Raw genomic sequence first — 24,232 nt, 5'->3', positions numbered from 1 at the left:
TCCTTTCCTAATCACTCGACATTTCTCACGGCTTTCAACTCATTTCCTGAGAAATATGTCGTTTTCCGAGAGTTAAGAGTGATTTACGTTGTGGACGAAGTGTCGGAAAATAGTCAATTATTCAACTTTTGTTTCTACCTATTTTTTATAAAATGAAAATATAAATTTGAGAGGAAGTGGAATATGTTTTTTAAACCACGTACTGAACCAATTGAAATAAAAATACTTCGCTCACTAAACACACGAATGATATTAGCTGAAAATGACTTGGTACGTTATCATAACCTCTTGAAGGGATATGAAGGTGAGGTAATGTTTGACTCCCTGACAGAAAAGTTACAATGTCAAAATTACCTTTTAAATGATTTATTGCTTGAGACAATTGGTGCTAAATTTCAAATAGATTCTTTGCTGATAACTCAAGAACCGCTTTACCTCTTTGAAGTAAAAAATTATTCAGGTGATTATTTCTTTGAAAATGGAAGGTTCTATACTTTGAATAAAAAGGAAATTCCTAATCCGCTGCTCCAATTGGAAAGAAGTGAATCTCTGCTTCGTCAGTTGCTCCACAGTCTTGGTTATCATATCCCGATTAAAGCATATGTGGTCTTTATTAATCCCCATTTTCATTTATATCAAGCTCCACTAAATAAACCCATTGTTTACCCAAATCAAGTTAATCAAGTTAATCAATTTATGAAAAAATTGAACTTACTGCCTTCCAAGTTAAATGACCGCCACAAGAAGTTAGCCACTCAATTAGTTTCTTTACACCAAACAGAATTCTCTTATGACAAGTTACCCTCTTATAAATATCATTCGCTGAAAAAAGGTTTGAATTGTGCAGCCTGCTGCTCATTTAAGGTGAAGGTTGAGAATCGAAAACTAGTTTGTGATGTTTGTGGGCATCAAGAAGAAATTGATTCCGCAATTTTTAAAGCCGCGGTGGAAATTAAGTTATTATTCCCTAATGAAAAAATAACGACGAATGGGGTTCATGACTGGTGTCAAGTGGTGATTCGAAGAAGACAATTCGGAGAGTGCTGATGCGGAATTTGAATTATAGTGGAAAGACTAAGGGGTTCTTTTATGAGTAAATGTTAATTAATGTAATTTCACTTTAATTGTGACCGTTCAGGCTCTTGTTTGAAGGGCCATGGGCACAATTATTTGTTATTGTGACCGTTCGAGCTCTTGTTCCAAGGGCCTCGGGCACAATTATTTGTTATTGTGACCGTTCGGGCTCTTGTTCCAAGGGCCTCGGGCACAATTATTTGTTATTGTGACCACCAAAGCTCTTTTAAAGATGGAACGAGCATTATTAATTTACACAACGGTTTTCAAGGCGCTCCTACATAAAAAAGCAGATACCCATTCGTATCTGCTCCTTAAGATAAATGCTGTTTTATTTTTTCAAGTAAATAGGGAACGGAATGAAAAGCGTAAATTGTTTCTTGCACCTTGCCATTTTTGAAGAGCAAAAGACATGGCACACTTTCGACCGCAAAATTTTTAGCCAGTTCAGGATAAAAATTCAAATTCATTTTTCCCATTTTAATGTCTACTAGTTCCTCTACGATCTGCAGCATCCTGGAAGCTACCTGACAGGTGCCGCATAGTGGTGTATAAAAATATAACAGACCACTTTCATCTTGATTGAGGAAGCCAGCCAACTCATTTCGATTCCATTCGTTCATAAACATTAACTCATTTCTAAATACTCTTTATGCACATCAATATTCGCGCCTAAAAGAACAGTCGCTAAGTGCTGCACGGGGGCCGTTGCAACCTCTCGATACATCCGATCAATGTATAAATGTTCAGCCTGAGGAAATTCCCGCTTAAACCGTTTGCGGAGCTTTTCACCTGAATCATCAGCATCAACAAGGATATAGACATCCTTATCCTCAAGGAACTCAATTAGTTCCTCTAATTTTGCATGACTGATGGTTCCATTTGTACAAATGATTTCTATTGGTTCCTTCAAAATACTTTTTACCTTATTTTTATCCGATTTTCCTTCGACAATAAGAACTTTGTCAACATACGAGTCATTCATATCCATCACCTGTAATATAAAGTTGTTTATGTTAACATATTCTAAAATATTGATTACGTGTGCCCGCTTCTTAGTATGTTAACTATATCATTATTGTCAGCTAAGAAATAGGTATTTGCTCGGATTTGATAGTTAGCACCATCCACCATCGTCACAGTCTGTATACTTTGCATCAGGCTGTTCGGTAACCGTCACATGTTGATATATTTTTTGTTGTTCTGCTTCAAAATGGTGATCCAATTCCACCTGCATCGTCTCAGAAAGTTTTATTTTTCCAATTGGAGAATTTTCAAGAAATAGTTCTATTTCTCCATTTTTCAATTTGCCAACCACTCGATCGGTTACATCCATTTTCTGCTGTTTCAATGTCATCCTTCCACCCTCTTTAATATAATTATTAATAATGTCTCCATAATCGTAGAAGAAAAAGAGTGGAAATTTAAGAGAAAAAGCACCCGGTCAACAGGTGCTTTTTTCACATATTAGTCTTCTTTTGTCTTTTCTTCGTATTGTTCAGCCGTCATTAAGTTTTCTACTTCACTTGCATTCGCTGGCTCAATAACAATCATCCATGCTTTTTCATATGGTGATTCATTTACGAATTCAGGGCTGTCACTCAGGTCCTCGTTGATTTCAACTACTTTTCCGCTGACAGGTGCATAGAGCTCAGAAACAGTTTTAACTGACTCCACACTGCCAAATGGCTCATCAGCAGAAATTTCAGTGCCTACTTCTGGAAGCTCTACAAACACGATATCACCTAATTCATGTTGTGCAAAATCAGTGATTCCAACGCGTACTCTTTCCCCTTCAACCTTTACCCATTCATGTTCTTCGGAATAACGTAAATCTTTTGGTGTGCTCATTAGCAAAATCCCTCCATGGTTTTATTGTAAAATCTATCATCGAAGTAATTCGATTTCCAATGTAAATAGGGAAGAACTGGCCTATAGCCACATTTTTTCATACTCTTCCTCTTTAAAACCAACTGTGACACGTTCACCATCCGTTAAAAGCGGCCTTTTAATCAACATTCCATCAGATGCCAGTAAATTAAGCAATTCTTCCTCGGTCGCCGTCTTCATTTTATCCTTTATCCCTAACTCACGATACTTTAACCCACTCGTATTAAAAAATTTTTTTAACTCCAAGCCGCTTTTTTGATAAAATTCCTCTAGTTTTTCTCGTGTTGGGGGCTGATCGACAATATGTACTTCCTCATAGGAAAGATGATGGGCATCCAGCCACTTCTTGGCGTTTCGGCAGGTGCCGCATTTTGGATACCAGTAAAAAGTCAGAGACACTCGTTTCACCGCCTTTTACTAAAATGTAATCATGTCAATAAAATATTACCATAACGTTTTTCAAAATCCTAACTAAGAGTCCTAAAAAATCTCTCCATTACAAAAATTCGACTAATTTCGTAAAATCCCTTCCTGTTGGTATTAATTTTTACAAAAAGTAAAGAGGATGTCTCAAAAAGGTCAAACCCTTTTGAGACATCCTCCGAATACTATTACACAATATAGCGCTCTGCCTCAATTAATACATCGGCAGCTTCGCGTTTTTTCGCAATCACGTTGATTGGAGTATGACGAGTAAATTTGCGAAGCGATGACAACATCATCCGTAGTGTATCACCTTGTTCGATTGCTACTAGTGTTTCCTTCGCTGTTGCTTCGATTTCATTAAAGGCTTCCTGACAGAAGATTTGCGTATAAAGCAGTTTTTGCTGGCTCTTTTCTAAACCGGCCTTGGCAATTGCCTTTTCTGTCCGTAAGACAATTGATTCCATGGCGTACACATTGGAAACAAGGTCTGCAATATTAGCTAAAACTTCTTGCTCTCTTTCAAGGGCCTTACCATATTTTTGGGCAGCTAAGCCGGCAGCAAGCAAGGCAATCTTTTTCGCATTTTTCACGAGATATTTTTCTTGTGCAAGCGGCTCGTCACCAGGCTCTTCAGGCATTAACATCATTAATTCTTCTTGAAGTGCCATCGCTTTTTGGAATAGTGGCAGCTCTCCTTTAAGAGCTTTCTTGACAAGCGTTCCAGGAACAAGAAGACGGTTGATTTCGTTTGTCCCTTCGAAAATTCGGTTAATCCTAGCGTCACGATAGGCTCTTTCAATAGGATATTCCTGCATAAAGCCATATCCCCCGTGAATTTGAACACCTTCATCCACTACATAGGATAATACTTCACTAGCAAAAAACTTATTTACAGAACACTCGATTGCATATTCGGCAATCGCGTTTGCTACCTTTTTAAGGTCCTTTGCATCCTCTGTAGACAGTTTCCCTTGGTTTTCTTCATACAAACCAATCGTCCGATAGACAGAGCTTTCAGCCGCATAAATTTTCGATGCCATGGTACCAAACTTTTCTTTTGTTAAATTGAACTGGGAAATTGGTGTGTTAAACTGCTTACGTCCATTCGCATATTTTACCGTCATTTCAAAAGCGCTTTTTGAACCGCCAACACCGCCAACAGCTAATTTATACCGTCCGATATTTAGAATATTAAAGGCAATCACATGTCCTTTGCCAAACTCACCTAACAAGTTTTCAACAGGGACAGCTACATCCTCTAAAATTAAGGTACGAGTCGAAGAGCTTTTAATCCCCATTTTCTTTTCCTCGGCACCAGTAGATACGCCCGGGAACTCTCTTTCAACGATGAATGCAGTAAAATGCTCGCCATTCACCTTTGCGTAGACCACAAAAACATCGGCAAAGCCGGCATTGGTGATCCACTGTTTTTCACCATTAAGGATATAGTGTGTACCTGATTCGTTTAATTTGGCTGTTGTTTTAGCACCAAGGGCATCGGAACCTGAACCAGGCTCTGTTAATGCATAAGCGGCAAGTTTTTCACCCGATGCAAGGGCCGGGAGATACTTTTTCTTTTGTTCATCATTCCCAAATAAAACAATCGGCAACGATCCAATTCCAACGTGTCCTCCATATGATATTGAAAATCCGCCCGCTTTCGCCATTTTTTCCGTAATAATAGATGACGTTACTTTATCTAATCCTAGCCCATCAAACTCTTCCGGAACATCAACAGCTAAAAGACCTAGTTCCCCCATTTTCTTTAAAAGCTTAACCGACCGATCAAATTCATGATTTTCTAAGTACTCAAGCTGCGGAGCCACTTCTTTTTCGACAAAGTCTTCGGCCGTGTGGGCAATCATTAAATGTTCTTCCGTAAACTCTTCTGGAGTAAAAATATCTTCATATGAAAGATCCTCAATTAAAAAGCTTCCACCTTTAACAAATTTTTTCGTTTCAGTCATAAAAAATTCCTCCTAATCATTTTTTATAAGGGGCTGAATCTATGAGCCCTCATTCTGTATTTAAAGTAGTTCAAACACACCAGCAGCGCCCATTCCGCCGCCGATACACATCGTAACAACACCAAATTGTTCGTTTCTGCGTTTTAATTCATGGATTAGGGAAAGCGTTAATTTTGCACCTGTGCATCCAAGCGGATGTCCAAGCGCAATCGCACCGCCATTGACGTTAACAATATCTTCATTTAGACCAAGTTCACGAATAACTTGAAGTGATTGTGAGGCAAATGCTTCGTTTAATTCGAACAATTTAATATCAGATAATTCTAGGCCGGCCAGCTTAACGGCCTTTGGAATAGCCACAACAGGACCGACACCCATGATTTCAGGCGGGACACCGCCAACAGCAAACGAGCGGAATTTGGCTAGTGGCTTAAGGCCCAGTGATTCTGCCTTTTCACGATCCATGACCATGACAGCAGCAGCCCCGTCACTTGTTTGTGAAGCATTACCGGCAGTAACCGAACCTGTAACCGAGAAGGCCGGGCGAAGCTTTGCCAGTGTTTGTAAATTTGTTTCAGGGCGAACTCCTTCGTCTTGCGAAAATTGAATATTTTTTTCAACGAGTTTATTGTCATTGCCCACTGTACGAATCGGCACATCAACAGGAACAATTTCATCGACGAATTTTCCTTCAGCAATGGCTTTAGCTGCACGTTGGTGGCTTCTTACCGCAAATGCGTCCTGGTCTTCACGGGAAATGCCAAACTTTTGAGCAACTTGCTCAGCTGTATGTCCCATTCCCATGTAATATTCTGGTGCCGTTTCGGCCAGCTTAAGATTCGGCCGCACGACATGCCCCATCATCGGGATCAAGCTCATTGACTCTGCTCCGCCGGCGATGGCTGTATCGGTATGCCCCAGCATAATTCCCTGTGCCGCATAGGCAATCGCCTGTAATCCTGAAGAACAGAAACGATTGATGGTGATTGCAGGGACTGTATAAGGAAGTCCTGCTAACGCCCCGATACTCCGTGCGAAGTTATTTCCTTGTTCAGCTTCCGGCATTGCACAACCAATGATTAAATCATCAATATTACCTTCATAATTCCCGGCCCGCTTTAATGTTTCTTTTACGACCAAGGCTCCTAAATCATCAGGACGAACATGGGCAAGCGTACCTTTCTTCGCCTTACCTACCGGGGTCCGCGCTCCGGCTACAATTACCGCTTCTCTCATGCAAGTTCCCTCACTTTCTTTCAAATTATAAAAATACCAATCTACGGGGATCTGACCCCTCGTTATAAACTATTTTTCATAACTCTTTATGCAGAGGGGTCTGACCCCTGTTTTTAACCATTGTTTTAGTTACGTAACGGTTTTCCCTTCACAAGCATATGCTGCATACGCTGCTGTGATTTTGGTTCTGCGATTAGGCTTAAGAAGGCTTCTCTTTCTAGATTTAATAAGTATTGCTCATCCACTTCAGTACCGAATGGCACTTTACCACCGGCAATTACATACGCAATTTTCTTGGCGATTTTTAAGTCATGCTCCGAAATAAAGCCAGATAGCCGCATCGCTTCGGCACCAAGCAGTAAAGTTGCATAGCCCGTTTCACCAACGACGGGTACTTTTCGGCGAACTTTTGCTTTATACCCCTGTTCGTGTAAGGCTAGAACCGCTTGCTTTGCATCATAAAGCAAATGATCGCTATTAACGCTGATGCCATCCGATGCATCTAAGAAATTATTTTCCCGTGCTTCTTCAGCGGATGTTGACACTTTTGCCATTGCAATCGTTTCAAATACTTTATTGGCAACATTTTGCAAATCAAATGGAACACCATTTGGCAGATTCTCTAAGTGCTTCATATAAAGCTCTTTGTTTCCGCCGCCGCCTGGCAATAAGCCTACACCCACTTCGACAAGACCCATATACGTCTCGGCGGATGCTTGTATATGTGCTGTTGGCAGGCAAACCTCTGCACCGCCGCCCAGCGTCATCCCAAATGGAGCCGCAACAACCGGCTTCGAGCTGTATTTTACTTTTAACAAAGCACTATGAAGGTTGCGGACAATCATATCTAGTTCATAAATATTGTCATCCTGCACTTCCATTAACATCATCGCCAGGTTTGCACCGACGCAGAAATTCTTTCCTTGATTGCCGATTACCAGACCCTTATAATTTTTTTCCACTTCATCTACCGCATAGTTAATCATCTGCACGATATCAAGACCGATTGCATTGTTTGGTGAGTGAAACTCAAGGAGTGCTACTCCGTCGCCTAAATCAATTAAACTTGCACCGCTGTTCTTTTTTATAACACCTTTTTGTTTCTTTATTTTTTTAAGGTCAATTACCTTTGGATTGTATTCCACCAATCTATATTGACCATTATGATAGAAGAATTGCTCGCCGTTTTCTTCTATATAGAAAGAAGAATTTCCTTTTTCGAGCATTTCTGTAACCCAAACAGGAACTTCCACACCGGCCTCTTTCATTTTTTGCACAGATTTTTCAACGCCGATTGCGTCCCATGCTTCAAATGGGCCCATATCCCAGCCAAAGCCCCATTTCATAGCTCGGTCAATCGCAACGATATCATCGGCAATTTCACCTAATAACTGTGCAGAATAGACAAAAGACTCCGCAAAGGTATTCCACAAGAATTGTCCAGCTCGGTCATTCGTATATACAAGCGCTTTCAATTTATTGGCGGTGCCTTTTTCCTGCTTCGCTAACTCAACGGCTGCTGTGGAAAGCTTTTTCCGTGGTCCATACTCCAGTGTGTTTGGATCAAGTTCAAGGATTTCCTTGCCTTTTTTCAAAAAGAAGCCTTGCCCGGACTTACTTCCAAGCCAGCCTTTTTCAATCATAGCTTTTAAGAAAGCAGGGACTTCAAATACTTCCTTTTCTTTCCCTTCCACTTGTTCATACACATTACCTGCCACATGGTAAAAGGTATCCAATCCGACAACATCAAGCGTACGGAAGGTAGCACTTTTAGCGCGGCCAATTAATGGTCCCGTGATGGAATCAACTTCACCGACACTTAAGCCTGCCTTTAGCATTTCTCTAACTGTAACAAGAAGGCCATAGGTTCCGATCCGGTTTGCAATAAAATTGGGTGTATCCTTTGCCTCGACAACACCTTTTCCTAATACATCCTCACCAAACGTTCTCATGAAGGAGAGCACTTCTGGGGACGTATATTGTGTTGGAATCACTTCAAGTAATTTCAGATAGCGGGGCGGATTAAAAAAGTGTGTTCCTAAGAAATGGGTTTTGAAATCGTCCGAACGTCCCTCTACCATGGCTTCAACTGAAATCCCAGAGGTATTTGAGCTGATGATACTGCCCGGTTTGCGATATTGGTCCACTTTTTCAAAAACTTGCTTTTTCACATTGAGGTTTTCTACGACTACTTCGATTACCCAGTCAATGTCTTTCAGTTTTACTAAATCATCTTCCAAATTTCCTGCTTCAATAAGGGCAAGGTTCTTTTTCACAGCTAGTGGTGCCGGTTTTTGTTTTAGTAATTTCTGAATGTTCGTTGCACTAATTCGGTTACGTACTTGTTTGTCGGCTAACGTCAGTCCTTTAGCTGCCTCTTCTGTGGTTAATTCCCGCGGCACAATATCCAGCAATAAGGTTGGAATACCGATATTTGCTAAGTGAGCTGCGATTCCAGATCCCATTACTCCTGATCCAAGAACAGCGGCTTTTTTAATAAATTGGTTCAACATTGTCTCCCCCTTCAACTTTGAATGAATACTCATTCATTTTTTTGTCAAAAAAAATTCACATTTGAATGAGTTCTGCTATATTTACTATAAAATATTTCGAAAATTTGTGCAATCATTAAAAGCGGAATTTTGAAATTTTTTCGAACATTTCTTTCCCGCTACATAAATTCTACCTGATGGGCATCCTAATATCTGAGGTGATAATCATGGCAAAGACGAAAAAGAATCCTTCCCAAGCTGGTGTAAGTGCCGCAAGTGTGAAGGGAAATGCTGGGCCAGGTAATGAAGAAGCCCACTTGGACAAAAAAAACAGCCAGAATAATCAATATAAACGGTAATCCAGCATGAAGAGGCTTCAAAACTAAGGGTCAGACCCCACATAGGCAATATATTGAATGTTTAATCGTGAGGTCAGACCCTTTTAGGTCTCCTCTTCTTTTTTGCATAAAATTTCCTTTTAGTGAAACCATATAGTTGTTAAGCTATCTTTGAAATAGGAGGGTTACCATGCAACAGCAAAATATGAATATGCCGAATATGAATATGCAAAATCAAACAATAATGCCACAGCCACCCGGAGTTATTTCAACTAAAGATTCTCTTTATTTAACTGACATGATGTCATGGAATTTACTCGCTGCCAAAAAGGCACATTTCTTTGCCCAGCAATGTCAGGATCCTGAGATTAAAGCAGAAGCAGAAAAATGCGGGCAAATGCATCAGCGTCATTATCAGCAACTGCTTAATCACTTAGGTGAGCACGCCAACCAGCAACAGCCTTTAAATAACATGCAGTAATGACTGGCATCAGCGACCATTAGCGACAATGAAGGAGGACTTTATCAAATGGTTCAAAATCAACAGATGAATCAAAATCAGCAAAAAATTAAAAATCCTGAAACACAAGTACCAAAAACACCGCAAATGAACGATCGAGATTTTATTAACGACCTATTGGCTACAGAGAAATATATGACCACTGCTTATACCATGCCGCTCCATGAAGCAAGTCACCAGGGCTTGTTTCAGGATGTGATGCAGATTTTCACTGAGACACAGCAATGCCAGCGTGATCTTTATGATATGATGTTCAAAAAAGGCTGGTATGCTGTGGAAGCGGCCAATCAACAAAAACTGCAGCAATCGTATCAGCAGTTTCAAGGCTACACAAACCAATTACCAAGCAGTGGCACATTACAGTAGTTTAATAACAGAGAGGACCAAGCTACTTTTAGGCCGGGTCTTCTCTTTCTTGTTTCATTCAGTTGGGTGAAGGATTGCATTTAAATATTGCTGTGGACTTCCAAAATAGAATTGTTTATTGAACTGGGAATAGCTCGATCGGAACTGCATATAAATGGCGGATTCCAGCAAAAAAGGATGTTGGTATAGGAAATGGCGGTCTCCATATATAATAGCAGAGATCGCAAGGCCCAGTTCTTGCTGAAAGATCATAAACCGTTTTTTAGCGGTTTGTTCGTCAAATTCTCCACCGCTTATATAAACTTCCCCACGTAAAATATACTGCCCCATCTGTGGCAACCATTCAGCTAAAACCTCATCGCGAATACTCTTATTAATGTTCTTTAGATCATACGTGCTGCCAATACTCAAAAATAATTCACCTGTTGTATCCGAATGCGTCAATGTGTATTTTCTATAGTCCAAAGGGTTCCATTTCCCATCAGTTAATAATGTAACAGTTAATTTAGACGGATTAAATTTGCTCATAAGGTAGCATTCCACCTATAAATACTTTTTTAATACTACATTTATTTATACTCTAGTTGAATTTTTTTGTGAAAACAAAGGAAATAAGTCTTTTTTTAACAGTTTACACGTGAATAATTCTCATTTGCTTTACGCAAAATAGAAACGATTCTAAGTTAATAAGAATCATTTATCTTTTTTATTTAAAATTAATATTGGAGGTGTAGGATTTCATGAGAGCGATACATCGGATTGCCTTGGCCTTAGTTATAATTGGGGCTATTAACTGGGGACTAATTGGTTTTTTTAGATTTGATTTAGTTGCAGCTATATTTGGTGGACAAACTTCAGCGCTATCGAGAATAATCTATGGTCTTGTGGGGCTAAGTGGACTAGTTTGCATTCCATTATTATTTAAATCAGCAGATGAAACTGAAACAAACACGACTCGTCAAAGCTATGGTAAACCTAGCTATGGTACTGAATTCGCAGAGGAAAATGACTTAACCGATATTAATGAAGCGGTTAGACGTTCCGACGACCCCACTGATAAATAGTACCAGCCCAAAGGGTCAGCCCCCACTTAGCATGGGGGCTGACCCTTTTGAACCTTCTCATTAAAATTGTAGTTTTACCGCAAATTTACTGCACGGATTTCCGATGCTGTTCATTCAACTGTTTGATTTCAGTAATAATCTGCTTCATTTCATTTTTTCCATTTGGATATAATTCATTCCAATGCTTTGCTAATGCGGGCATGGACTTAGCAATATGGGTGTACAGCGCCCAAGCCTTGACCTTTTCTATCGTATCCTCATTACTTTCCCCTACCAATAGTTCACTATATTTTTCAAGCAAAGCTTCAAACTGTTGAACAAAATCTTTCTCCATCATGACACCCCCATTCTTAGCCAGAATATCATACCTTTTAATAAAAATCGATGCAGCCATCATTTGCTTTTTTTTAGATGCTTTCTCGATTTGGGATCCCGCGGGTTTTTGGATTAATCCCGCGGATTTTTGAATTATTCCCGCGCTTTTTGGCCGGAATCCCGCCAACTTTTGAATTAATCCCGCAGATTTCCTTATTAATCCCGCGAAACCCATTTCTATGAAAGAAAGTTTACCTCGTTTCAGGTGTCTCACACCATAATTCCGCGGACTTTTACCATAATCCCGCGCAACACCCTCTCGACAGCAAAAAAGAGCAGTGCCTCGCTGCTCTTTTTTCCCACCTTATGCAGTTGTTGAAAACATGTACTTTTTATAGTGATAACGGATCGAGAAGATTAGCCCCAGAGCCAGCATGTTCCCCATGAGAGCACTACCGCCGTAGCTGATAAATGGTAGCGGAATCCCTGTAATTGGCAGGACGCCAATCGTCATGCCAATATTTTGGAATACATGGAAGGTAATCATACTGATGACCCCAACACAGATATACGTATAAAAATTATTCTTTGTTTCCATACCAACCTTTGTAATATGGTAAATCAACAAGAAAAATAAACTGATTAACACACTTGCTCCAATGAAGCCATATTCTTCGCCCACAACACTAAAGATAAAGTCAGTTTGGCTTTCAGGTAAGTAGACTTCGCGATTTCCGAACCCCTTGCCGCCTGTTTGCCCTGAGCCGATTGCCAGCAGCGATTTTGTCAGCTGATAGGCGTCCGAACCTTGGTAACTATATGGATCCAGCCAGGAATAAATCCGGCGGAGCTGGTATTCACCCACGCCAAGATACTTTTCCAAGACAGCCGGCTTCCAAAGAACAAAGTAAAAAATCGTCCCAATCACTGCCAGCCCGCCAGAGAACATCGGCACCAGTAATTTCCAGGAAATCCCCGATATAAAAATCATTCCTACTAAAATGGCTAAAAAAACGAGTCCAGTTCCTAAATCCTGCTTGATGATTAACGCCAATGGGACCATCGTGACAATCCCCATCTTGATTAACAGCCAAAAATCTGTTTGAAGGGTCTTGATCTGGTTTTTTAAATGATGTTGGTCAATGACGCGTGCAAGAGCAAGAATAATGAATATTTTAACAAACTCGGATGGCTGTAATGAACCAATTCCAGGCAGCACAAACCAGTTTTTGGCTCCATTAATTACCGGAGCAATACTTGCTGGTGCAACAATTAAAAAGCATAGGAGGAAAATTCCAAACCCGTACGCATACCAGGTTAATTTCCTTAATTGATCGGAATCCAGGGTCATGACAGCTGCAATAATCCCGCCGCCAACAGCGTACCAAACTATTTGCTTGATTAAAAAGTTCTCCTTGTATTGCCCGCTCGCTTGAGCACTGTAAATTGCTAAACAACTCGCTAGAAAAAGTAAAATTAATATAAAAACAAGATTGTAATCAAGTTTTGATGTGTTGTTATTTGAATTCATCTCGGTTCCACCTTACAAAAAACTTGTCCATTCCTCCATTATATTTTGAATAACAACAAATCTCAACTTCTAAACCGAACTGGTTTTATTTACATGGTTAAAAATAGTACTTTCGCACCTCTTCTGCCATCCATTCCAAATTGTTTGGGACTTGCGGAATCCCATAGCCAATATAGAGCGGAGTGGTGACAAAACGGGAGACAATTTTTGCATAAATTTTATTATCAATATGATGAAAAAACACATTGTAGCTTGTAGCCTTAAAGGGAAAGTGGTTCAAAATGTAGTCGACAGCGATTCGTATATATTCCGAAAATGCCTCCTGATAAACAGAATCCGACATCTCCACATTAAATTCATAAAATCCCACGCGCGGTTTGGTCGACAATGTAAACTGAACATCATCCTTTTCCGCCATTACAATTCCCTCGAACATGTCATGGGATACTTTTTCTTTATAGTCAATATCATTTAACCCAACAATTTGCATATGAGGATGTGAAATCGTTCCTCCCGACAAGGGCCCATGATTTTTGAAAAAAATAACCGATTGATAGCGGCCGGTGTTCTCCATATCCAGCCAATGTCTTAGACCAAACTTAATCAAGCGATGTAAATGCTCATCTGAATAGGTTGAGAGATCCGCATGGCAATCATCGGTTTCAATTAATACGGTTTGGTAGGTATTCTCCAAAACAGGATATTTATTTTTCAAAAGAATGATCGGACCGTCCACCGCGATAATGTCCGTAAGCTGGTCTCTTTCGCAAAAAGGACAGGCCTGCTCTTTGTTTCGAATATTTTCTGGCTTTGTGACACCGATCGATGTATTAAAATGCAGATGTGTATGTTCCAAACATGTATCCCCTCTCGAAAGACTATATTCCTATTTTATGGGAGAACGCGTTAGGTTTGCACTTAATTTGATTATCTTTAAAAATTTTTATTGACCGTGTTGGGAAATTAATCCTAAAATGGAGAGGACTTTCATGAAATAGCAGTTATTCGCATACCCTTTATATGTACAGGCTTATGAATATTTTAGAATGAGAGGGAGCATATGTTAACAAAACTAGAAGCATTGGTCCTTGGAATTATCCAAGGGTTAACAGAATTTTTGCCGATAAGTAGTACGGGTCACCTTTATTTAGGAAGAAATTTATTTGGTCTTCAGGAAGCGGGCCTTTTACTCGATACGATGCTTCATGTTGGGACCTTACTAGCTGTCTTTGTTTTTTATAAGGACGAATTTATAAAAATCATTAAAAATCCTTTTAGCAAATTAACTTTCTTATTAGTTGTTGGGACCATTCCTGCCATTATTTTTGGACTCGCGTTTAAGGATTATATCGATGAAATTTCAAAAACAGGCGTAACGATTGGTTGGGAGTTTTTAATTACGGGGGTATTCCTTTGGCTTGCCGACTCGGCTAAAAATGGCTATAAAAAAATGGATGATATCGGCTATAAGGACGCCTTAATCATTGGAACCTTTCAAGCGGTAGCAATTATGCCGGCGATTTCTCGTTCAGGTATGACGATTGTGGCGGCACTTTGGCGGAAATTAGATCGCGAAACAGCGGCCTATTTTTCCTTCCTTTTATCCACACCCGCTATTGCCGGTGCAATCGTCCTGCAAACAAAGGATTTACTCGGCGGGGCCGGGGAAGAAATTTCTTTATCCGCTTTGCTTGTCGGCATCATTTCATCCGCCATCTTCGGTTATCTAGCGGTAAGATGGATGATCGGTTATTTGAAGAACCACTCTTTAAAGCCATTTGCAATCTATGTATGGGCATTAGGGATCCTCGTATTATTATTCCAATTCACAGGTAAGTTTTAATATAAAAGGTCGTACTTTTAAACGGCAAACGACGATAAGAAAAGCGGCTCGAGACTCGAGCCGCTTTTCTTATATCGTAACCGTTCGTTTAGCCATTTCTCTCGCTGCTTGTGCTGCCTCTTCTTTCGCTTTTGCCATTATTTCTGGAATCAATTTTGGGAAATGATCCATTCCTTCAGCCACAACGGTCTTAAGGGCTTCAAAGCCGAGGAATTGAAACACCTTTTGTAAGTAGCGGTCGCCCATTTCAAATTCCGCCATCGGACCTGTAGAATAAATGCCGCCGCGGGTTTGAATATGAATGGCCTTTCTGCCGGTTAACAGTCCTTTGGGACCCGCTTCCGTGTTGGTAAAGGTTTTTTCTACAATAAATAGATTATCAATAAACTTTTTCAAAATGGATGGTGCGCCAAGATTCCAAACTGGTGTAACAAACACATAATAATCAGCGGCAATAAAACGGTCTGCCAGTTCATGCATTTTCTCCAGCTTTGTCCGCTCGGCTTCTGATAACTGCTCTTTTGTATAACCCATGAATGATAATTTTGCCCGTCCATACAAAAGGTCCATATCGATTTCAGGGATATCCATATCATATAAGTGCCAGCGTTCGATATCCACATCAGGCTGTGCTGCTTTGAACTCCTCTATGAATACTTCTCCAATTTGCATCCCTTTAGATAGTTTAATATCATTTTTTGGGTTTGCCGTAATATACAAAAGTTTAGACATCTACATCCCATCCCTTTTAGCACAATTTTTTTCTTCTATTACTATATTACAACAAACTTACTTGCTCACTTTTGAACAATAAGTGAATTCTATGAAATTAATGTGAAAAGTAAATGCAGTTGTACACGTTGAGTGATGTATACTCGCTTTTATTGAACAATTCGTGACAATTCCAAACAAAACTAAACGAAACTTAACAAAACTTAACAAAAGTAACTTTTATTATGTTATTCTTTTTGTAAAATAAACACTGGAAAAAGGAGGTTAACTTATGGAAGAGAAGGCTTATACTGCCGATGAGGTAGCGCAAATATTTCAAATCTCAAAACATACCGTTTATGAATTGATTAAACGAGGTGAACTTCAAGCCTTTAAAATTGGTAATAAAATGAGAATTGAGCATGCTGAGTTAGTGCGTTATAAGGAGAGCATGAAAGCACCTGCTAAGAAAATTTCAGAACCAGCAAGACAGGCAGGCATGTCGACTCAACCCATTCGTCTATCGGGCAGCCATGACTTTCTGGTCGAGCATTTTGTCAAACAAGCTGGAAGCGCTTTGAATTTGCAAATTCAGCCTTCCTTCATTGGAAGTCTAGAAGGCCTTATGATGCTCTACCGAGGGCAATGTGATATTGCGGCCATTCATCTATTAGATCCTACATCCCAAGAGTATAATCTGCCATTTATCCATCAATTGTTTGTTTACGAATCAATATTAGTACTTCGATTAGCGGCAAGAGAACAAGGGTTTATTGTGGCCAAAGGCAACCCAAAAAACATTCATGACTTCCCTGATCTCATTCGAAAAGATGTTCAATTCATTAACCGTCAAAAGGGAGCAGGGACAAGGTTTTTGTTAGATTCCAAGCTTTCTAGTTATGGGATTGATCCTACTCAAATTAACGGGTACGGCAATGAAGAGTGGAACCATTTATCTGCGGCCGCATTCATAAGCCGGGGAATTGCCGATGTTACCTTTGGGATTCAATCAGCTGCCAGCCATTTAGGACTTGATTTTGTGCCAGTGGCGAAGGAAAATTTTGATCTTGTTTTTCGGTTTACCGCTGCAAACAAGCAAAATTTAACGGATCTAATCCATTATTTGCAATCTGCTAGGTTCAAAGATAGCCTGACGGATTTAGAAGGCTATTCGATTCACGAATTAGGAACAATCACCTATCAAACCAGTCAAACGGAGGAACTTGTATGAAGAAAAATCGTTTGTTAATCGCCCTATTTGCTTTAATGCTCTTAGTTTTATCAGCATGCGGAACATCTAACACAAAAGAAACGGCGGCAAAAGAGAAAAAGCCGGCACCTAAACCAGAACCAACTTCCATGATTCTAGCAACCACAACAAGTACACAAGATAGCGGCTTACTAGATGTGATCATTCCAATGTTTGAAAAAGAAAATAATGTAAAAGTAAAAGTCATTGCTGTTGGTACAGGTCAAGCATTAGAAATGGGTACCAAAGGTGAAGCCGATGCCCTGCTTGTTCATGCTCCAGCATCTGAAAAGGCAGTCGTCGATGCAGGTGATGCCATTAACTACAAACGTGTTATGTACAACGACTTTGTTTTAGTTGGACCAAAAGAAAATCCAGCCGGTGTAAGTGGCGATGATATTTTAGCAGCTTTCAAAAAGTTAGCTGAAACAAAAGCTACTTTCGTTTCCCGCGGCGACGACTCTGGAACACATAAAAAAGAAGTTGGAATCTGGACCACTGCTAATATAAAGCCTGAAGGCGAATGGTATGTTTCAACTGGTCAGGGTATGGGACAAACCTTACAAGTGGCTGCAGAGAAAAAAGGATATGTTTTAACAGACCGTGCGACATGGCTGGCACAGGAGAAAAATTTAGGCACTCTTCAAATTGTGGTTGAAGGCGGCAAAGATTTAATGAATATTTATCATGTTATGCAAGTAAATCCTGAAAAACATGATAAAGTAAATAGTAAAGATGCTGAAAAATTCGTAGATTTTATGGTAGATGCAAAAACTCAAGATGTGATTGAAAGCTTTGGTAAGAAAGAATATGGACAATCCTTATTTTATAAGTACACAGAATAAGATATAGACTTGGCATGAAGGAGTTACTCCTTCATGCCCTACTTCTATAGAGGCAATCCAGGAGGCTTAACGGTATGGAACTTTTACTAGATGGACTTAAGAAAGCAGTAGAGATGATCCTCTCCGGTGATCAGGAAATTTTTGCAATTACATGGCTGACACTGAAAGTCTGTCTAATTTCCATCCTTTGCAGCACCCTCATCGGATTGCCCCTTGGCATATTCCTCGGTTTAACTAGATTCAGAGGCCGGAGACTACTATTAATCTTTATCAATATTGGCTTAGGCTTGCCTCCTGTTGTTGCCGGACTTTGGATTACTATGCTTCTATGGCGCTCGGGTCCATTAGGTGACTTAACCCTGCTTTATACCCCAACAGCGATTGTCATGGCACAAATTTTAGTCAGCCTCCCGATTGTCACAAGTCTGACATGCACGGCTTTTCAACAAATCAGCGACAAAATGCTGCTGCAAATTAAAGCGCTTGGGGCCACAAAGCTTCAGACCTTGTGGATCCTTATCAAGCAATTAAAAATCGCCATTTTGGCGGCGATCATGGCTGCCTTTGGCCGCGTCATTGCCGAGGTTGGCGCCGCGATGATGGTGGGTGGAAATATTCAGGGTGACACGCGGATTTTAACCACCACGATCGTGATGGAAGTGTCAAAAGGGAATTTTGATGTCGCACTTGCTTTATCGTTTATTTTACTGACTGTAGCTCTTTTAATAACAGCGGCATTAACTTATTTACAGCAAAGGAGGCATATATCATGAACCCGTTATTGGAGCTAAAAGGCATTTCCTATATTGCTCAAAATAAACCGATCCTTGATATTGCTGAATTTAAAGTTTATAGCGGGGAATTTCTCGGCATCATGGGACCAAATGGTGCAGGTAAAAGCACCCTCCTTAAAATGCTATCATTTTTGGAGAGTCCGACGAGTGGTGATATTTTTTATCTGGGTCAATCTATCCCAAAAGGAGCGATACCGCTGGAGTTACGTAGAAAATTCTCGATTGCCTTGCAGCAATCCTTACTGTTAGATGGAACGGTGTTTCACAATATCGCCATTGGGTTAACGTTGAGAAAGATTCCTAAACCGATCATTAAAGAAAAAGTAGCCGATTGGATGGATCTGTTTGGAATTAGCCATTTAGCGAAAAAGAATGCGCTTTTCCTATCGGGTGGTGAGGCACAACGGGTAAATCTAGCCCGTGCGATGATTGTCGAGCCGGAGATTCTTTTTCTAGATGAACCTTTTTCAGCACTCGACTTTCCTACTAAAATTCGCTTAATGGAAGATTTTAAACAGATTATCGAAAAATCAAAAACAACGGCTGTGTTTGTCAGTCATGATTTGATGGAGATCCATTACCTTACTAATCGGCTTTCTATCATTGTAAATGGTGATGTGAAGCAATCTGGACCTACTCCTCAGGTTCTAGAACATCCCAATTCTTTCACCCAATCCTTCCTTAATGAGTGGAAGAAGTTCTTTCCCCTTGCACGTTGACTGGCAGTTCCTTTGGAGCTGCTTTTTTTAATAGATAGGATTGGTCCAGCTCCCTGGCCCAGCGACTAACGTCATTCGCAAAACGGGCGCTTCCGCTCTTGTTATTATTTGCTTAAAGCTTTCTTGAAGAATACAATAAGTTATATCACTTTGACAGACTGAACTTGTTTACAGGGGGAACTTTCTATGAAATATGCAATCATTACTGGGGCATCAAAGGGCTTAGGTGAAGCCATTGCAAGACGTCTCATCCATGAACAAATTGACATTGTCTCTATTTCCCGGACAGAGAATAAGGAAATACGAAATCTGTCAAATGAAAAAGGGATCCATTATAAACATTACCCATGTAATCTTTCACTAGAAAAAGAAATACAGGAAGTGTTTATGGAGATTGCCCATCGTATTTTTTTAAAGAATCCGGATGAAATTCTTCTCTTTAATAATGCTGGCGTCATTGAACCCATCCAAATGGTTGGTAATTTAGATCAAGCCCCAATCATTCGCAACATCCAAGTCAATTTAATTGCACCCATTCTGATTACTAATTTATTTATTAGCCAAGCCCAGTTAACGAATACGAAGCTGACGGTTATTAATGTGACCTCAGGCGCAGCAGACCGCTCGATTGAAGGCTGGAGTGTGTATTGCAGCTCCAAGGCTGGGTTAAATATGTTTACCCAAACCGTTGCATTAGAGCAAACACAATTGAACCCTAACAATAAATTTATCGCGTTTAGCCCCGGCGTCATGGATACGAATATGCAGGCAGAAATCCGCTCATCTTCTAAGGAAGCGTTTAAGGAACTGGAAAAATTTAAGGAATTCAAGAAAAAAAATAAGTTGTTACAGACAGAGGTTGTCGCAAACAGCTTGGTAGATTTGGTTCTTGGGGATGAAATGGAAAGCGGGAAAATATATTATATTAGAGATTTGCTAAAATAAGGGTTTATTCCCAAAATGGAAGGGTATACCAAAACAAAGGGTTTGACCCCCCACGGCTGTAAGCGGGGGTCAGACCCTTTTTAATTAGTCTCCTTGTGGAAACCACAAGGTAATGCTGGTTCCTTTATTCAACCTGCTTTTTACTTTAATAACACCTTTATGGGCATCCATTAAGGCCTTCACAATCGAAAGTCCAATACCGACACCGCCTGTTTTACGATCACGGGATTTATCACCGCGATAGAAACGTTCAAAAATATGGGGAATATCATCCTCATTCATACCAGAGCCCTCATCCTGAATCTTAAAACCGACATAGCCCTCTTTTTCCGTAACGACTGAAATCGTGACAGTCTTTCCTTCAGGAGTATATTTCAACGCATTATTGAGGACGTTGGATAAGATTTGCATCAGGCGATCCTTATCTGCTTCAAACATTTCTTCCTGTGCGGGTTCTTGAATATGAAGTCCTACTCCCTTTTCTTTAAAAATAGGTAAAAATATTTCCCATAAAGCCGCTAACACACTGCCTGCTTCCAACTCCAATTTTTCAAGTCTAATTTGCGGGTTCTCCGCAGCAAGCAGCTTTTCTAACTCATTAACAAGCCGTACTAAGCGCATTAACTCTTCATGACTGACCTGCAGACGCTGTGGGGTCGGCTCCCAAATTCCATCCTGAAAAGCTTCAATTTGACTCCTTAATGTTGCAAGCGGCGTCCGTAGTTCATGGGCAAGGTCACCCGTAAACTGCTTGCGGAGCATTTCTTCCTTTGCTAATGATTCGGCAAGATTATTGAATGAAATGGCAATCTGCTTTACCTCAGTCGGTAAGCCTGATAACGGGATGCGAATATCTAAGTTATGCTGCTGGAGCTCACCCGCGGCAAACGAAAGTCTTTTGAATCCTGAGGTTAGTTTTTTAGAAAATATCATACTAAAGATAATGGCTAAGACAATCGTTAAACAAACGGCTGCCAGTATATATAATTGGATCGTTTGAATAAACGTGGATTCGTCATCAATCAATCCTTCCGGATAGATGGCCACAAGCTTACCAATAATGGCATCACCTGCTTTAAGCGTATACGATTTAGTGTGCCACTCTTCTCCCGTTGGTTCCGGTTCTGTTAAGCCAAAGCTATTCAACATGCCGCGGATGTTGGAAGAATCCATTTGAATTTGTCCCAAGCGATCATACAATTGAAAATAAAGCTGATCGGTCATCGCGTGCTCATGCAGCAACCCAAATACCGGATCACTGGTAAAATGACCATTTTTTTTATAATCCTTCTCAATTTCCGTAATAATTCTTTCAATCTTTTTTTCACGATTTCGATCTATATAACTTTGAAAACTCTCTTCAAATCCATACTGAATAAAAAAGCTAACGATTAAAATCCCGATCATCGAGATCAGGACTAAATAAAAAAGAATTTTAGACCGGAGCGTTTGCAGCATCTAGGACCCCTCCAAATTTATAACCCATCCCGAAAACGGTCACAATGAAATCAGGCTGTCGTGAATCTATTTCTATTTTTTTACGGAGGTTTTTAATATGGGTATCAACACTTCGTTCATAGCCTTCATAATACATGCCTTCATCTTGGATTTTTTCAAGAAGATCCATTCGACTGTAAACTCTGCCTGGATTGATTGCCATATTGGTTAACAGTTTATATTCAATTGGAGTTAATGTTACATATCCCCCGTTTACAGTTACTGCTTTTTTAATTAAATCAATGACTAGTTTTTTACCATTAAATTCAAGGCGTTCGATCTTTTCTGTCTTTTTCACGCGCCTTAAAATGGCTTGCACACGGACCACTACTTCCCTTGGGCTAAAAGGCTTGGTTAAGTAGTCGTCAGCTCCCATCACAATCCCGTTAATCCGGTCATCCTCTGCCGATTTAGCGGTTAGCATGAGGATCGGGACATCCGAGTCTTTTCTTACCAAACGGCAAACCTCTTCACCGGAAATATCGGGCAGCATTAAGTCGAGAATGATGAGGTCAGGGTTAATTGTTTTCGCCTTTTTTAAGGCATCTATTCCATTGTCGGCACTATGAATTTCAAAGCCTTCTCTTACTAAATAAGCTTCGAGAACTTCTATGATTCTGCGTTCATCGTCAACTAATAATATCTTCATGTATCACCACTCCCCATATCACTAATATAACATCTTAGGTCTGTGATGTTTGTAACTTCACAAATTCACCACAACTTCTTCATAACATCTTCAATCTTTCTCGCTAAGATGTAACTGTAGTTAGGAATTAGAAGATAACGTGAAAAACTCCCAAGTTTCTGTTATCCTTCCAATGATGTAGTACATGGTAATCGACCATCTTACTCATCCCAAATTTAACCTCTCTTTTATTATAAACAGGGTGTCCCGGACGTCGGGGCACCCACTTTTTTTATTTTTTATAGATTAGCTACAAATCGAATCTTCCTTCTTGTCTTTCTTGTAGTATGCTTATCGGTAAGGGGCTGAGACATATGAATAAAATTTCTTTAAAAATAGGGTTACTATTCTTCATCGCAATCTTTCTATTAGAAGGCATTTCGATGGTTTTTTTGCATAATAATATTATCCACTCCCGCGTTCATGAGGAATTGTCAGCACTCGAAACCAGAGGGAATAATCATCGTGATGTCCTGGAAGCGTCCTTTAAAAAAGAAACGGTTATGCACATTGCGATGATGGAAGCACAGACAGATACACAAGTCATCCTAACCAAGAAAGATGGCTCCATCTATATGTCATCAAATAAAGTGACAGATGAAATGAAACAAATCATGAAGGCTACCCCAAAGATGGTTCCACATCAAGGTTTCATTTTAGAAGATGATTGGAAAAATGAACCCTATATTGCCTCGATTAGCCCAGTGGTCATCGATAAGCAAATTAGTGGTTATGTATATATGTTTCAAACAACACAAAAAATTAAAGATTTAATTTCCGGTCTGAACAAGCATTTTTTACTGGCAGGACTGCTTTCCCTTTTATTTATGATGATTATCATAATATTTTTAACAAGATATGTGACACACCCACTCATTCAAATGAGTGAAGCGACGAAACGCATAAGCAAAGGGGAACTTTCCGTATCACTGCCAAAACTAGGGAAGGATGAGATCGGTGAGCTCGGCGAGTCGATAAAGGTATTAGCGAGTGATTTGGAGATTTTAAAAAATGAACGAAATGAATTTTTGGCCAGCATCTCGCATGAATTGAGAACGCCGCTAACATATATTAAAGGGTATGTAGATATTGCCCGCCGTGCAGACACAAACGACCAGGACAGGGATAAATATTTAGAAATTATCCATGAAGAGTCTCTTAAGCTTTCAAAACTAGTAAAAGAATTATTTAATCTAGCAAAAATGGATGAGAATTCTTTTTCAATTGAAAAGGAAGAGGTACATTTGCTGCCATACCTTCAAGCAATCATTGAAAAAGTAGGACCTGCGCTGAGAGAAAATGATATGAAGCTTATACTCGATTGTGCAGACGATCTTTATGCCCAAATTGACCCAATCCGCTTTGAACAGGTTTTTCTTAACCTGCTGGATAATGCCAGAAAATATTCAGAACCGAATACGAAAATTACCGTTTCTTTAAGAATAGCTGACGGCAGGTTACGCATTAGGATTCAGGATGAAGGAAAAGGTATTCCTAAAGAAGACTTGCCACGAATTTTTGAACGCTTTTATCGGGTTGAAAAATCGAGGACGCGTGCCCTTGGCGGAACAGGACTTGGACTTTCGATTGTGAAACAATTAGTCGAAGCTCATGGGGGCACAATTGAGGTAACAAGCAGCCCAAATGTTGGGACAACGTTTGAGATTATTATATAAGAAAAGCGGAAGCGCCCTGGTCAGCGGCATATGGCCTGGAGCGCTC

27 protein-coding genes are annotated in these 24,232 nt (G+C 40.0%); 12 read left to right on the top strand and 15 right to left on the bottom strand.

The genetic code is table 11. From position 1 onward, the window contains the following. Window positions 1–183: 183 nt before the first annotated feature. The gene (locus AC3ANL_RS05200; protein WP_488328198.1) at window positions 184–1,047 is read left to right on the top strand and encodes a nuclease-related domain-containing protein; all 864 of its coding nucleotides are present in this window, start codon (window positions 184–186) and stop codon (window positions 1,045–1,047) included. A gap of 341 nt (window positions 1,048–1,388) precedes the next feature. On the opposite strand, the gene AC3ANL_RS05195 is transcribed toward AC3ANL_RS05200, so the two are convergent. The 8 genes from AC3ANL_RS05195 to AC3ANL_RS05160 all read right to left on the bottom strand — a co-directional run bounded on the left by AC3ANL_RS05195 (window position 1,389) and on the right by AC3ANL_RS05160 (window position 9,106). After that, window positions 1,389–1,697, bottom strand: coding sequence for a thioredoxin family protein (locus AC3ANL_RS05195; RefSeq protein WP_488328197.1), 309 nt, complete (start codon window positions 1,695–1,697; stop codon window positions 1,389–1,391). 5 nt (window positions 1,698–1,702) lie between these two features. Continuing rightward, window positions 1,703–2,059: a toprim domain-containing protein gene (locus AC3ANL_RS05190; protein ID WP_488328196.1), complete on the bottom strand. Its 357-nt coding sequence runs from the start codon at window positions 2,057–2,059 to the stop codon at window positions 1,703–1,705. 132 nt (window positions 2,060–2,191) lie between these two features. Continuing rightward, on the bottom strand, window positions 2,192–2,431 hold the full coding sequence (locus AC3ANL_RS05185) for a YusG family protein (protein ID WP_488328195.1): 240 nt from the start codon (window positions 2,429–2,431) through the stop codon (window positions 2,192–2,194). A 110-nt stretch (window positions 2,432–2,541) separates the two neighbouring features. Continuing rightward, entirely contained in the window at window positions 2,542–2,925 is a 384-nt protein-coding gene (gene gcvH, locus AC3ANL_RS05180; protein WP_488328194.1) for a glycine cleavage system protein GcvH, read from the bottom strand. Window positions 2,926–3,006: 81 nt separating this feature from the next. Next, entirely contained in the window at window positions 3,007–3,363 is a 357-nt protein-coding gene (locus tag AC3ANL_RS05175) for an arsenate reductase family protein (protein ID WP_488328193.1), read from the bottom strand. 212 nt (window positions 3,364–3,575) lie between these two features. Next, a complete protein-coding gene (locus AC3ANL_RS05170) occupies window positions 3,576–5,357 on the bottom strand; it encodes an acyl-CoA dehydrogenase family protein (RefSeq protein WP_488328192.1) in 1,782 nt (593 codons plus the stop codon). A gap of 60 nt (window positions 5,358–5,417) precedes the next feature. Beyond that, entirely contained in the window at window positions 5,418–6,593 is a 1,176-nt protein-coding gene (locus AC3ANL_RS05165; RefSeq protein ID WP_488328191.1) for an acetyl-CoA C-acetyltransferase, read from the bottom strand. 125 nt (window positions 6,594–6,718) lie between these two features. Then, a complete protein-coding gene (locus AC3ANL_RS05160) occupies window positions 6,719–9,106 on the bottom strand; it encodes a 3-hydroxyacyl-CoA dehydrogenase/enoyl-CoA hydratase family protein (RefSeq protein ID WP_488328190.1) in 2,388 nt (795 codons plus the stop codon). A 206-nt stretch (window positions 9,107–9,312) separates the two neighbouring features. Here AC3ANL_RS05160 and AC3ANL_RS05155 point away from each other — a divergent pair, with 206 nt between their 5' ends. The 3 genes from AC3ANL_RS05155 to AC3ANL_RS05145 all read left to right on the top strand — a co-directional run bounded on the left by AC3ANL_RS05155 (window position 9,313) and on the right by AC3ANL_RS05145 (window position 10,309). Continuing rightward, the gene (locus AC3ANL_RS05155; RefSeq protein ID WP_488328189.1) at window positions 9,313–9,444 is read left to right on the top strand and encodes a YuzL family protein; all 132 of its coding nucleotides are present in this window, start codon (window positions 9,313–9,315) and stop codon (window positions 9,442–9,444) included. Between the two features lie 169 nt (window positions 9,445–9,613). Further along, complete coding sequence (locus AC3ANL_RS05150; protein WP_488328188.1) at window positions 9,614–9,904, top strand: hypothetical protein; 291 nt, start codon at window positions 9,614–9,616, stop codon at window positions 9,902–9,904. A 66-nt stretch (window positions 9,905–9,970) separates the two neighbouring features. Beyond that, a complete protein-coding gene (locus tag AC3ANL_RS05145; RefSeq protein WP_488329658.1) occupies window positions 9,971–10,309 on the top strand; it encodes a spore coat protein in 339 nt (112 codons plus the stop codon). A gap of 54 nt (window positions 10,310–10,363) precedes the next feature. Here the strand turns inward: AC3ANL_RS05145 and AC3ANL_RS05140 are convergent, their stop codons facing one another. Further along, entirely contained in the window at window positions 10,364–10,837 is a 474-nt protein-coding gene (locus AC3ANL_RS05140; RefSeq protein WP_488328187.1) for a staygreen family protein, read from the bottom strand. Between the two features lie 212 nt (window positions 10,838–11,049). On the opposite strand from AC3ANL_RS05140, the gene AC3ANL_RS05135 reads away from it, so the two are divergent. Then, window positions 11,050–11,373: a DUF378 domain-containing protein gene (locus AC3ANL_RS05135; protein ID WP_488328186.1), complete on the top strand. Its 324-nt coding sequence runs from the start codon at window positions 11,050–11,052 to the stop codon at window positions 11,371–11,373. Between the two features lie 85 nt (window positions 11,374–11,458). Here AC3ANL_RS05135 and AC3ANL_RS05130 read toward each other — a convergent pair whose 3' ends face one another. The 3 genes from AC3ANL_RS05130 to AC3ANL_RS05120 form a co-directional block, all read right to left on the bottom strand. Then, complete coding sequence (locus tag AC3ANL_RS05130; RefSeq protein WP_488329657.1) at window positions 11,459–11,707, bottom strand: YusU family protein; 249 nt, start codon at window positions 11,705–11,707, stop codon at window positions 11,459–11,461. 345 nt (window positions 11,708–12,052) lie between these two features. Further along, complete coding sequence (locus AC3ANL_RS05125) at window positions 12,053–13,219, bottom strand: FtsW/RodA/SpoVE family cell cycle protein (protein ID WP_488328185.1); 1,167 nt, start codon at window positions 13,217–13,219, stop codon at window positions 12,053–12,055. A 97-nt stretch (window positions 13,220–13,316) separates the two neighbouring features. Further along, window positions 13,317–14,075 carry a DUF4931 domain-containing protein gene (locus AC3ANL_RS05120; protein WP_488328184.1) on the bottom strand — a complete coding sequence of 253 codons (759 nt, stop codon included), beginning with the start codon at window positions 14,073–14,075 and terminating at the stop codon, window positions 13,317–13,319. 204 nt (window positions 14,076–14,279) lie between these two features. Between AC3ANL_RS05120 and AC3ANL_RS05115 the strand changes: the two genes are divergently transcribed. Further along, window positions 14,280–15,062 carry an undecaprenyl-diphosphate phosphatase gene (locus AC3ANL_RS05115; RefSeq protein WP_488328183.1) on the top strand — a complete coding sequence of 261 codons (783 nt, stop codon included), beginning with the start codon at window positions 14,280–14,282 and terminating at the stop codon, window positions 15,060–15,062. Window positions 15,063–15,131: 69 nt separating this feature from the next. On the opposite strand, the gene AC3ANL_RS05110 is transcribed toward AC3ANL_RS05115, so the two are convergent. Then, window positions 15,132–15,794: an FMN-dependent NADH-azoreductase gene (locus AC3ANL_RS05110; RefSeq protein ID WP_488328182.1), complete on the bottom strand. Its 663-nt coding sequence runs from the start codon at window positions 15,792–15,794 to the stop codon at window positions 15,132–15,134. A 271-nt stretch (window positions 15,795–16,065) separates the two neighbouring features. Between AC3ANL_RS05110 and AC3ANL_RS05105 the strand changes: the two genes are divergently transcribed. The 5 genes from AC3ANL_RS05105 to AC3ANL_RS05085 all read left to right on the top strand — a co-directional run bounded on the left by AC3ANL_RS05105 (window position 16,066) and on the right by AC3ANL_RS05085 (window position 20,325). Next, window positions 16,066–17,004, top strand: coding sequence for a helix-turn-helix transcriptional regulator (locus tag AC3ANL_RS05105; protein WP_488328181.1), 939 nt, complete (start codon window positions 16,066–16,068; stop codon window positions 17,002–17,004). Further along, a complete protein-coding gene (locus AC3ANL_RS05100) occupies window positions 17,001–17,867 on the top strand; it encodes an ABC transporter substrate-binding protein (RefSeq protein WP_488328180.1) in 867 nt (288 codons plus the stop codon). The genes AC3ANL_RS05105 and AC3ANL_RS05100 overlap by 4 nt, the downstream gene beginning before the upstream one ends. 74 nt (window positions 17,868–17,941) lie before the next feature. Continuing rightward, window positions 17,942–18,640, top strand: a complete 699-nt coding sequence (locus AC3ANL_RS05095; RefSeq protein WP_488328179.1) for an ABC transporter permease — start codon at window positions 17,942–17,944, stop codon at window positions 18,638–18,640. Next, the gene (locus AC3ANL_RS05090; protein ID WP_488328178.1) at window positions 18,637–19,380 is read left to right on the top strand and encodes an ABC transporter ATP-binding protein; all 744 of its coding nucleotides are present in this window, start codon (window positions 18,637–18,639) and stop codon (window positions 19,378–19,380) included. The genes AC3ANL_RS05095 and AC3ANL_RS05090 overlap by 4 nt, the downstream gene beginning before the upstream one ends. Before the next feature lie 186 nt (window positions 19,381–19,566). Then, the gene (locus tag AC3ANL_RS05085) at window positions 19,567–20,325 is read left to right on the top strand and encodes a (S)-benzoin forming benzil reductase (protein ID WP_488328177.1); all 759 of its coding nucleotides are present in this window, start codon (window positions 19,567–19,569) and stop codon (window positions 20,323–20,325) included. 84 nt (window positions 20,326–20,409) lie between these two features. On the opposite strand, the gene AC3ANL_RS05080 is transcribed toward AC3ANL_RS05085, so the two are convergent. Together AC3ANL_RS05080 and AC3ANL_RS05075 are read right to left on the bottom strand one after the other, a co-directional pair. Beyond that, window positions 20,410–21,783, bottom strand: coding sequence for a HAMP domain-containing sensor histidine kinase (locus AC3ANL_RS05080; protein WP_488328176.1), 1,374 nt, complete (start codon window positions 21,781–21,783; stop codon window positions 20,410–20,412). Next, window positions 21,761–22,471 carry a response regulator transcription factor gene (locus AC3ANL_RS05075; RefSeq protein ID WP_488328175.1) on the bottom strand — a complete coding sequence of 237 codons (711 nt, stop codon included), beginning with the start codon at window positions 22,469–22,471 and terminating at the stop codon, window positions 21,761–21,763. Before AC3ANL_RS05075 ends, AC3ANL_RS05080 begins: the two co-directional genes overlap by 23 nt. Before the next feature lie 353 nt (window positions 22,472–22,824). On the opposite strand from AC3ANL_RS05075, the gene AC3ANL_RS05070 reads away from it, so the two are divergent. Continuing rightward, entirely contained in the window at window positions 22,825–24,186 is a 1,362-nt protein-coding gene (locus AC3ANL_RS05070; RefSeq protein WP_488328174.1) for a HAMP domain-containing sensor histidine kinase, read from the top strand. The last annotated feature ends 46 nt before the right edge of the window (window positions 24,187–24,232 follow it).

Source organism: Neobacillus sp. DHD-1R (assembly GCF_057747995.1).
The sequence above is the reverse complement of the archived record's forward strand: the minus strand, read 5'-3'. Positions and strand labels throughout refer to the sequence as shown.

Coding starts and splice junctions, on each gene's coding strand:
- AC3ANL_RS05200 (WP_488328198.1), top strand. CDS start 184: ATGTTTTTTAAACCACGTACTGAACCAATTGAAATAAAAATACTTCGC.
- AC3ANL_RS05195 (WP_488328197.1), bottom strand. CDS start 1,697: ATGAACGAATGGAATCGAAATGAGTTGGCTGGCTTCCTCAATCAAGAT.
- AC3ANL_RS05190 (WP_488328196.1), bottom strand. CDS start 2,059: ATGAATGACTCGTATGTTGACAAAGTTCTTATTGTCGAAGGAAAATCG.
- AC3ANL_RS05185 (WP_488328195.1), bottom strand. CDS start 2,431: ATGACATTGAAACAGCAGAAAATGGATGTAACCGATCGAGTGGTTGGC.
- gcvH (WP_488328194.1), bottom strand. CDS start 2,925: ATGAGCACACCAAAAGATTTACGTTATTCCGAAGAACATGAATGGGTA.
- AC3ANL_RS05170 (WP_488328192.1), bottom strand. CDS start 5,357: ATGACTGAAACGAAAAAATTTGTTAAAGGTGGAAGCTTTTTAATTGAG.
- AC3ANL_RS05165 (WP_488328191.1), bottom strand. CDS start 6,593: ATGAGAGAAGCGGTAATTGTAGCCGGAGCGCGGACCCCGGTAGGTAAG.
- AC3ANL_RS05160 (WP_488328190.1), bottom strand. CDS start 9,106: ATGTTGAACCAATTTATTAAAAAAGCCGCTGTTCTTGGATCAGGAGTA.
- AC3ANL_RS05155 (WP_488328189.1), top strand. CDS start 9,313: ATGGCAAAGACGAAAAAGAATCCTTCCCAAGCTGGTGTAAGTGCCGCA.
- AC3ANL_RS05150 (WP_488328188.1), top strand. CDS start 9,614: ATGCAACAGCAAAATATGAATATGCCGAATATGAATATGCAAAATCAA.
- AC3ANL_RS05145 (WP_488329658.1), top strand. CDS start 9,971: ATGAATCAAAATCAGCAAAAAATTAAAAATCCTGAAACACAAGTACCA.
- AC3ANL_RS05140 (WP_488328187.1), bottom strand. CDS start 10,837: ATGAGCAAATTTAATCCGTCTAAATTAACTGTTACATTATTAACTGAT.
- AC3ANL_RS05135 (WP_488328186.1), top strand. CDS start 11,050: ATGAGAGCGATACATCGGATTGCCTTGGCCTTAGTTATAATTGGGGCT.
- AC3ANL_RS05130 (WP_488329657.1), bottom strand. CDS start 11,707: ATGGAGAAAGATTTTGTTCAACAGTTTGAAGCTTTGCTTGAAAAATAT.
- AC3ANL_RS05125 (WP_488328185.1), bottom strand. CDS start 13,219: ATGAATTCAAATAACAACACATCAAAACTTGATTACAATCTTGTTTTT.
- AC3ANL_RS05115 (WP_488328183.1), top strand. CDS start 14,280: ATGTTAACAAAACTAGAAGCATTGGTCCTTGGAATTATCCAAGGGTTA.
- AC3ANL_RS05110 (WP_488328182.1), bottom strand. CDS start 15,794: ATGTCTAAACTTTTGTATATTACGGCAAACCCAAAAAATGATATTAAA.
- AC3ANL_RS05105 (WP_488328181.1), top strand. CDS start 16,066: ATGGAAGAGAAGGCTTATACTGCCGATGAGGTAGCGCAAATATTTCAA.
- AC3ANL_RS05100 (WP_488328180.1), top strand. CDS start 17,001: ATGAAGAAAAATCGTTTGTTAATCGCCCTATTTGCTTTAATGCTCTTA.
- AC3ANL_RS05095 (WP_488328179.1), top strand. CDS start 17,942: ATGGAACTTTTACTAGATGGACTTAAGAAAGCAGTAGAGATGATCCTC.
- AC3ANL_RS05090 (WP_488328178.1), top strand. CDS start 18,637: ATGAACCCGTTATTGGAGCTAAAAGGCATTTCCTATATTGCTCAAAAT.
- AC3ANL_RS05085 (WP_488328177.1), top strand. CDS start 19,567: ATGAAATATGCAATCATTACTGGGGCATCAAAGGGCTTAGGTGAAGCC.
- AC3ANL_RS05080 (WP_488328176.1), bottom strand. CDS start 21,783: ATGCTGCAAACGCTCCGGTCTAAAATTCTTTTTTATTTAGTCCTGATC.
- AC3ANL_RS05075 (WP_488328175.1), bottom strand. CDS start 22,471: ATGAAGATATTATTAGTTGACGATGAACGCAGAATCATAGAAGTTCTC.
- AC3ANL_RS05070 (WP_488328174.1), top strand. CDS start 22,825: ATGAATAAAATTTCTTTAAAAATAGGGTTACTATTCTTCATCGCAATC.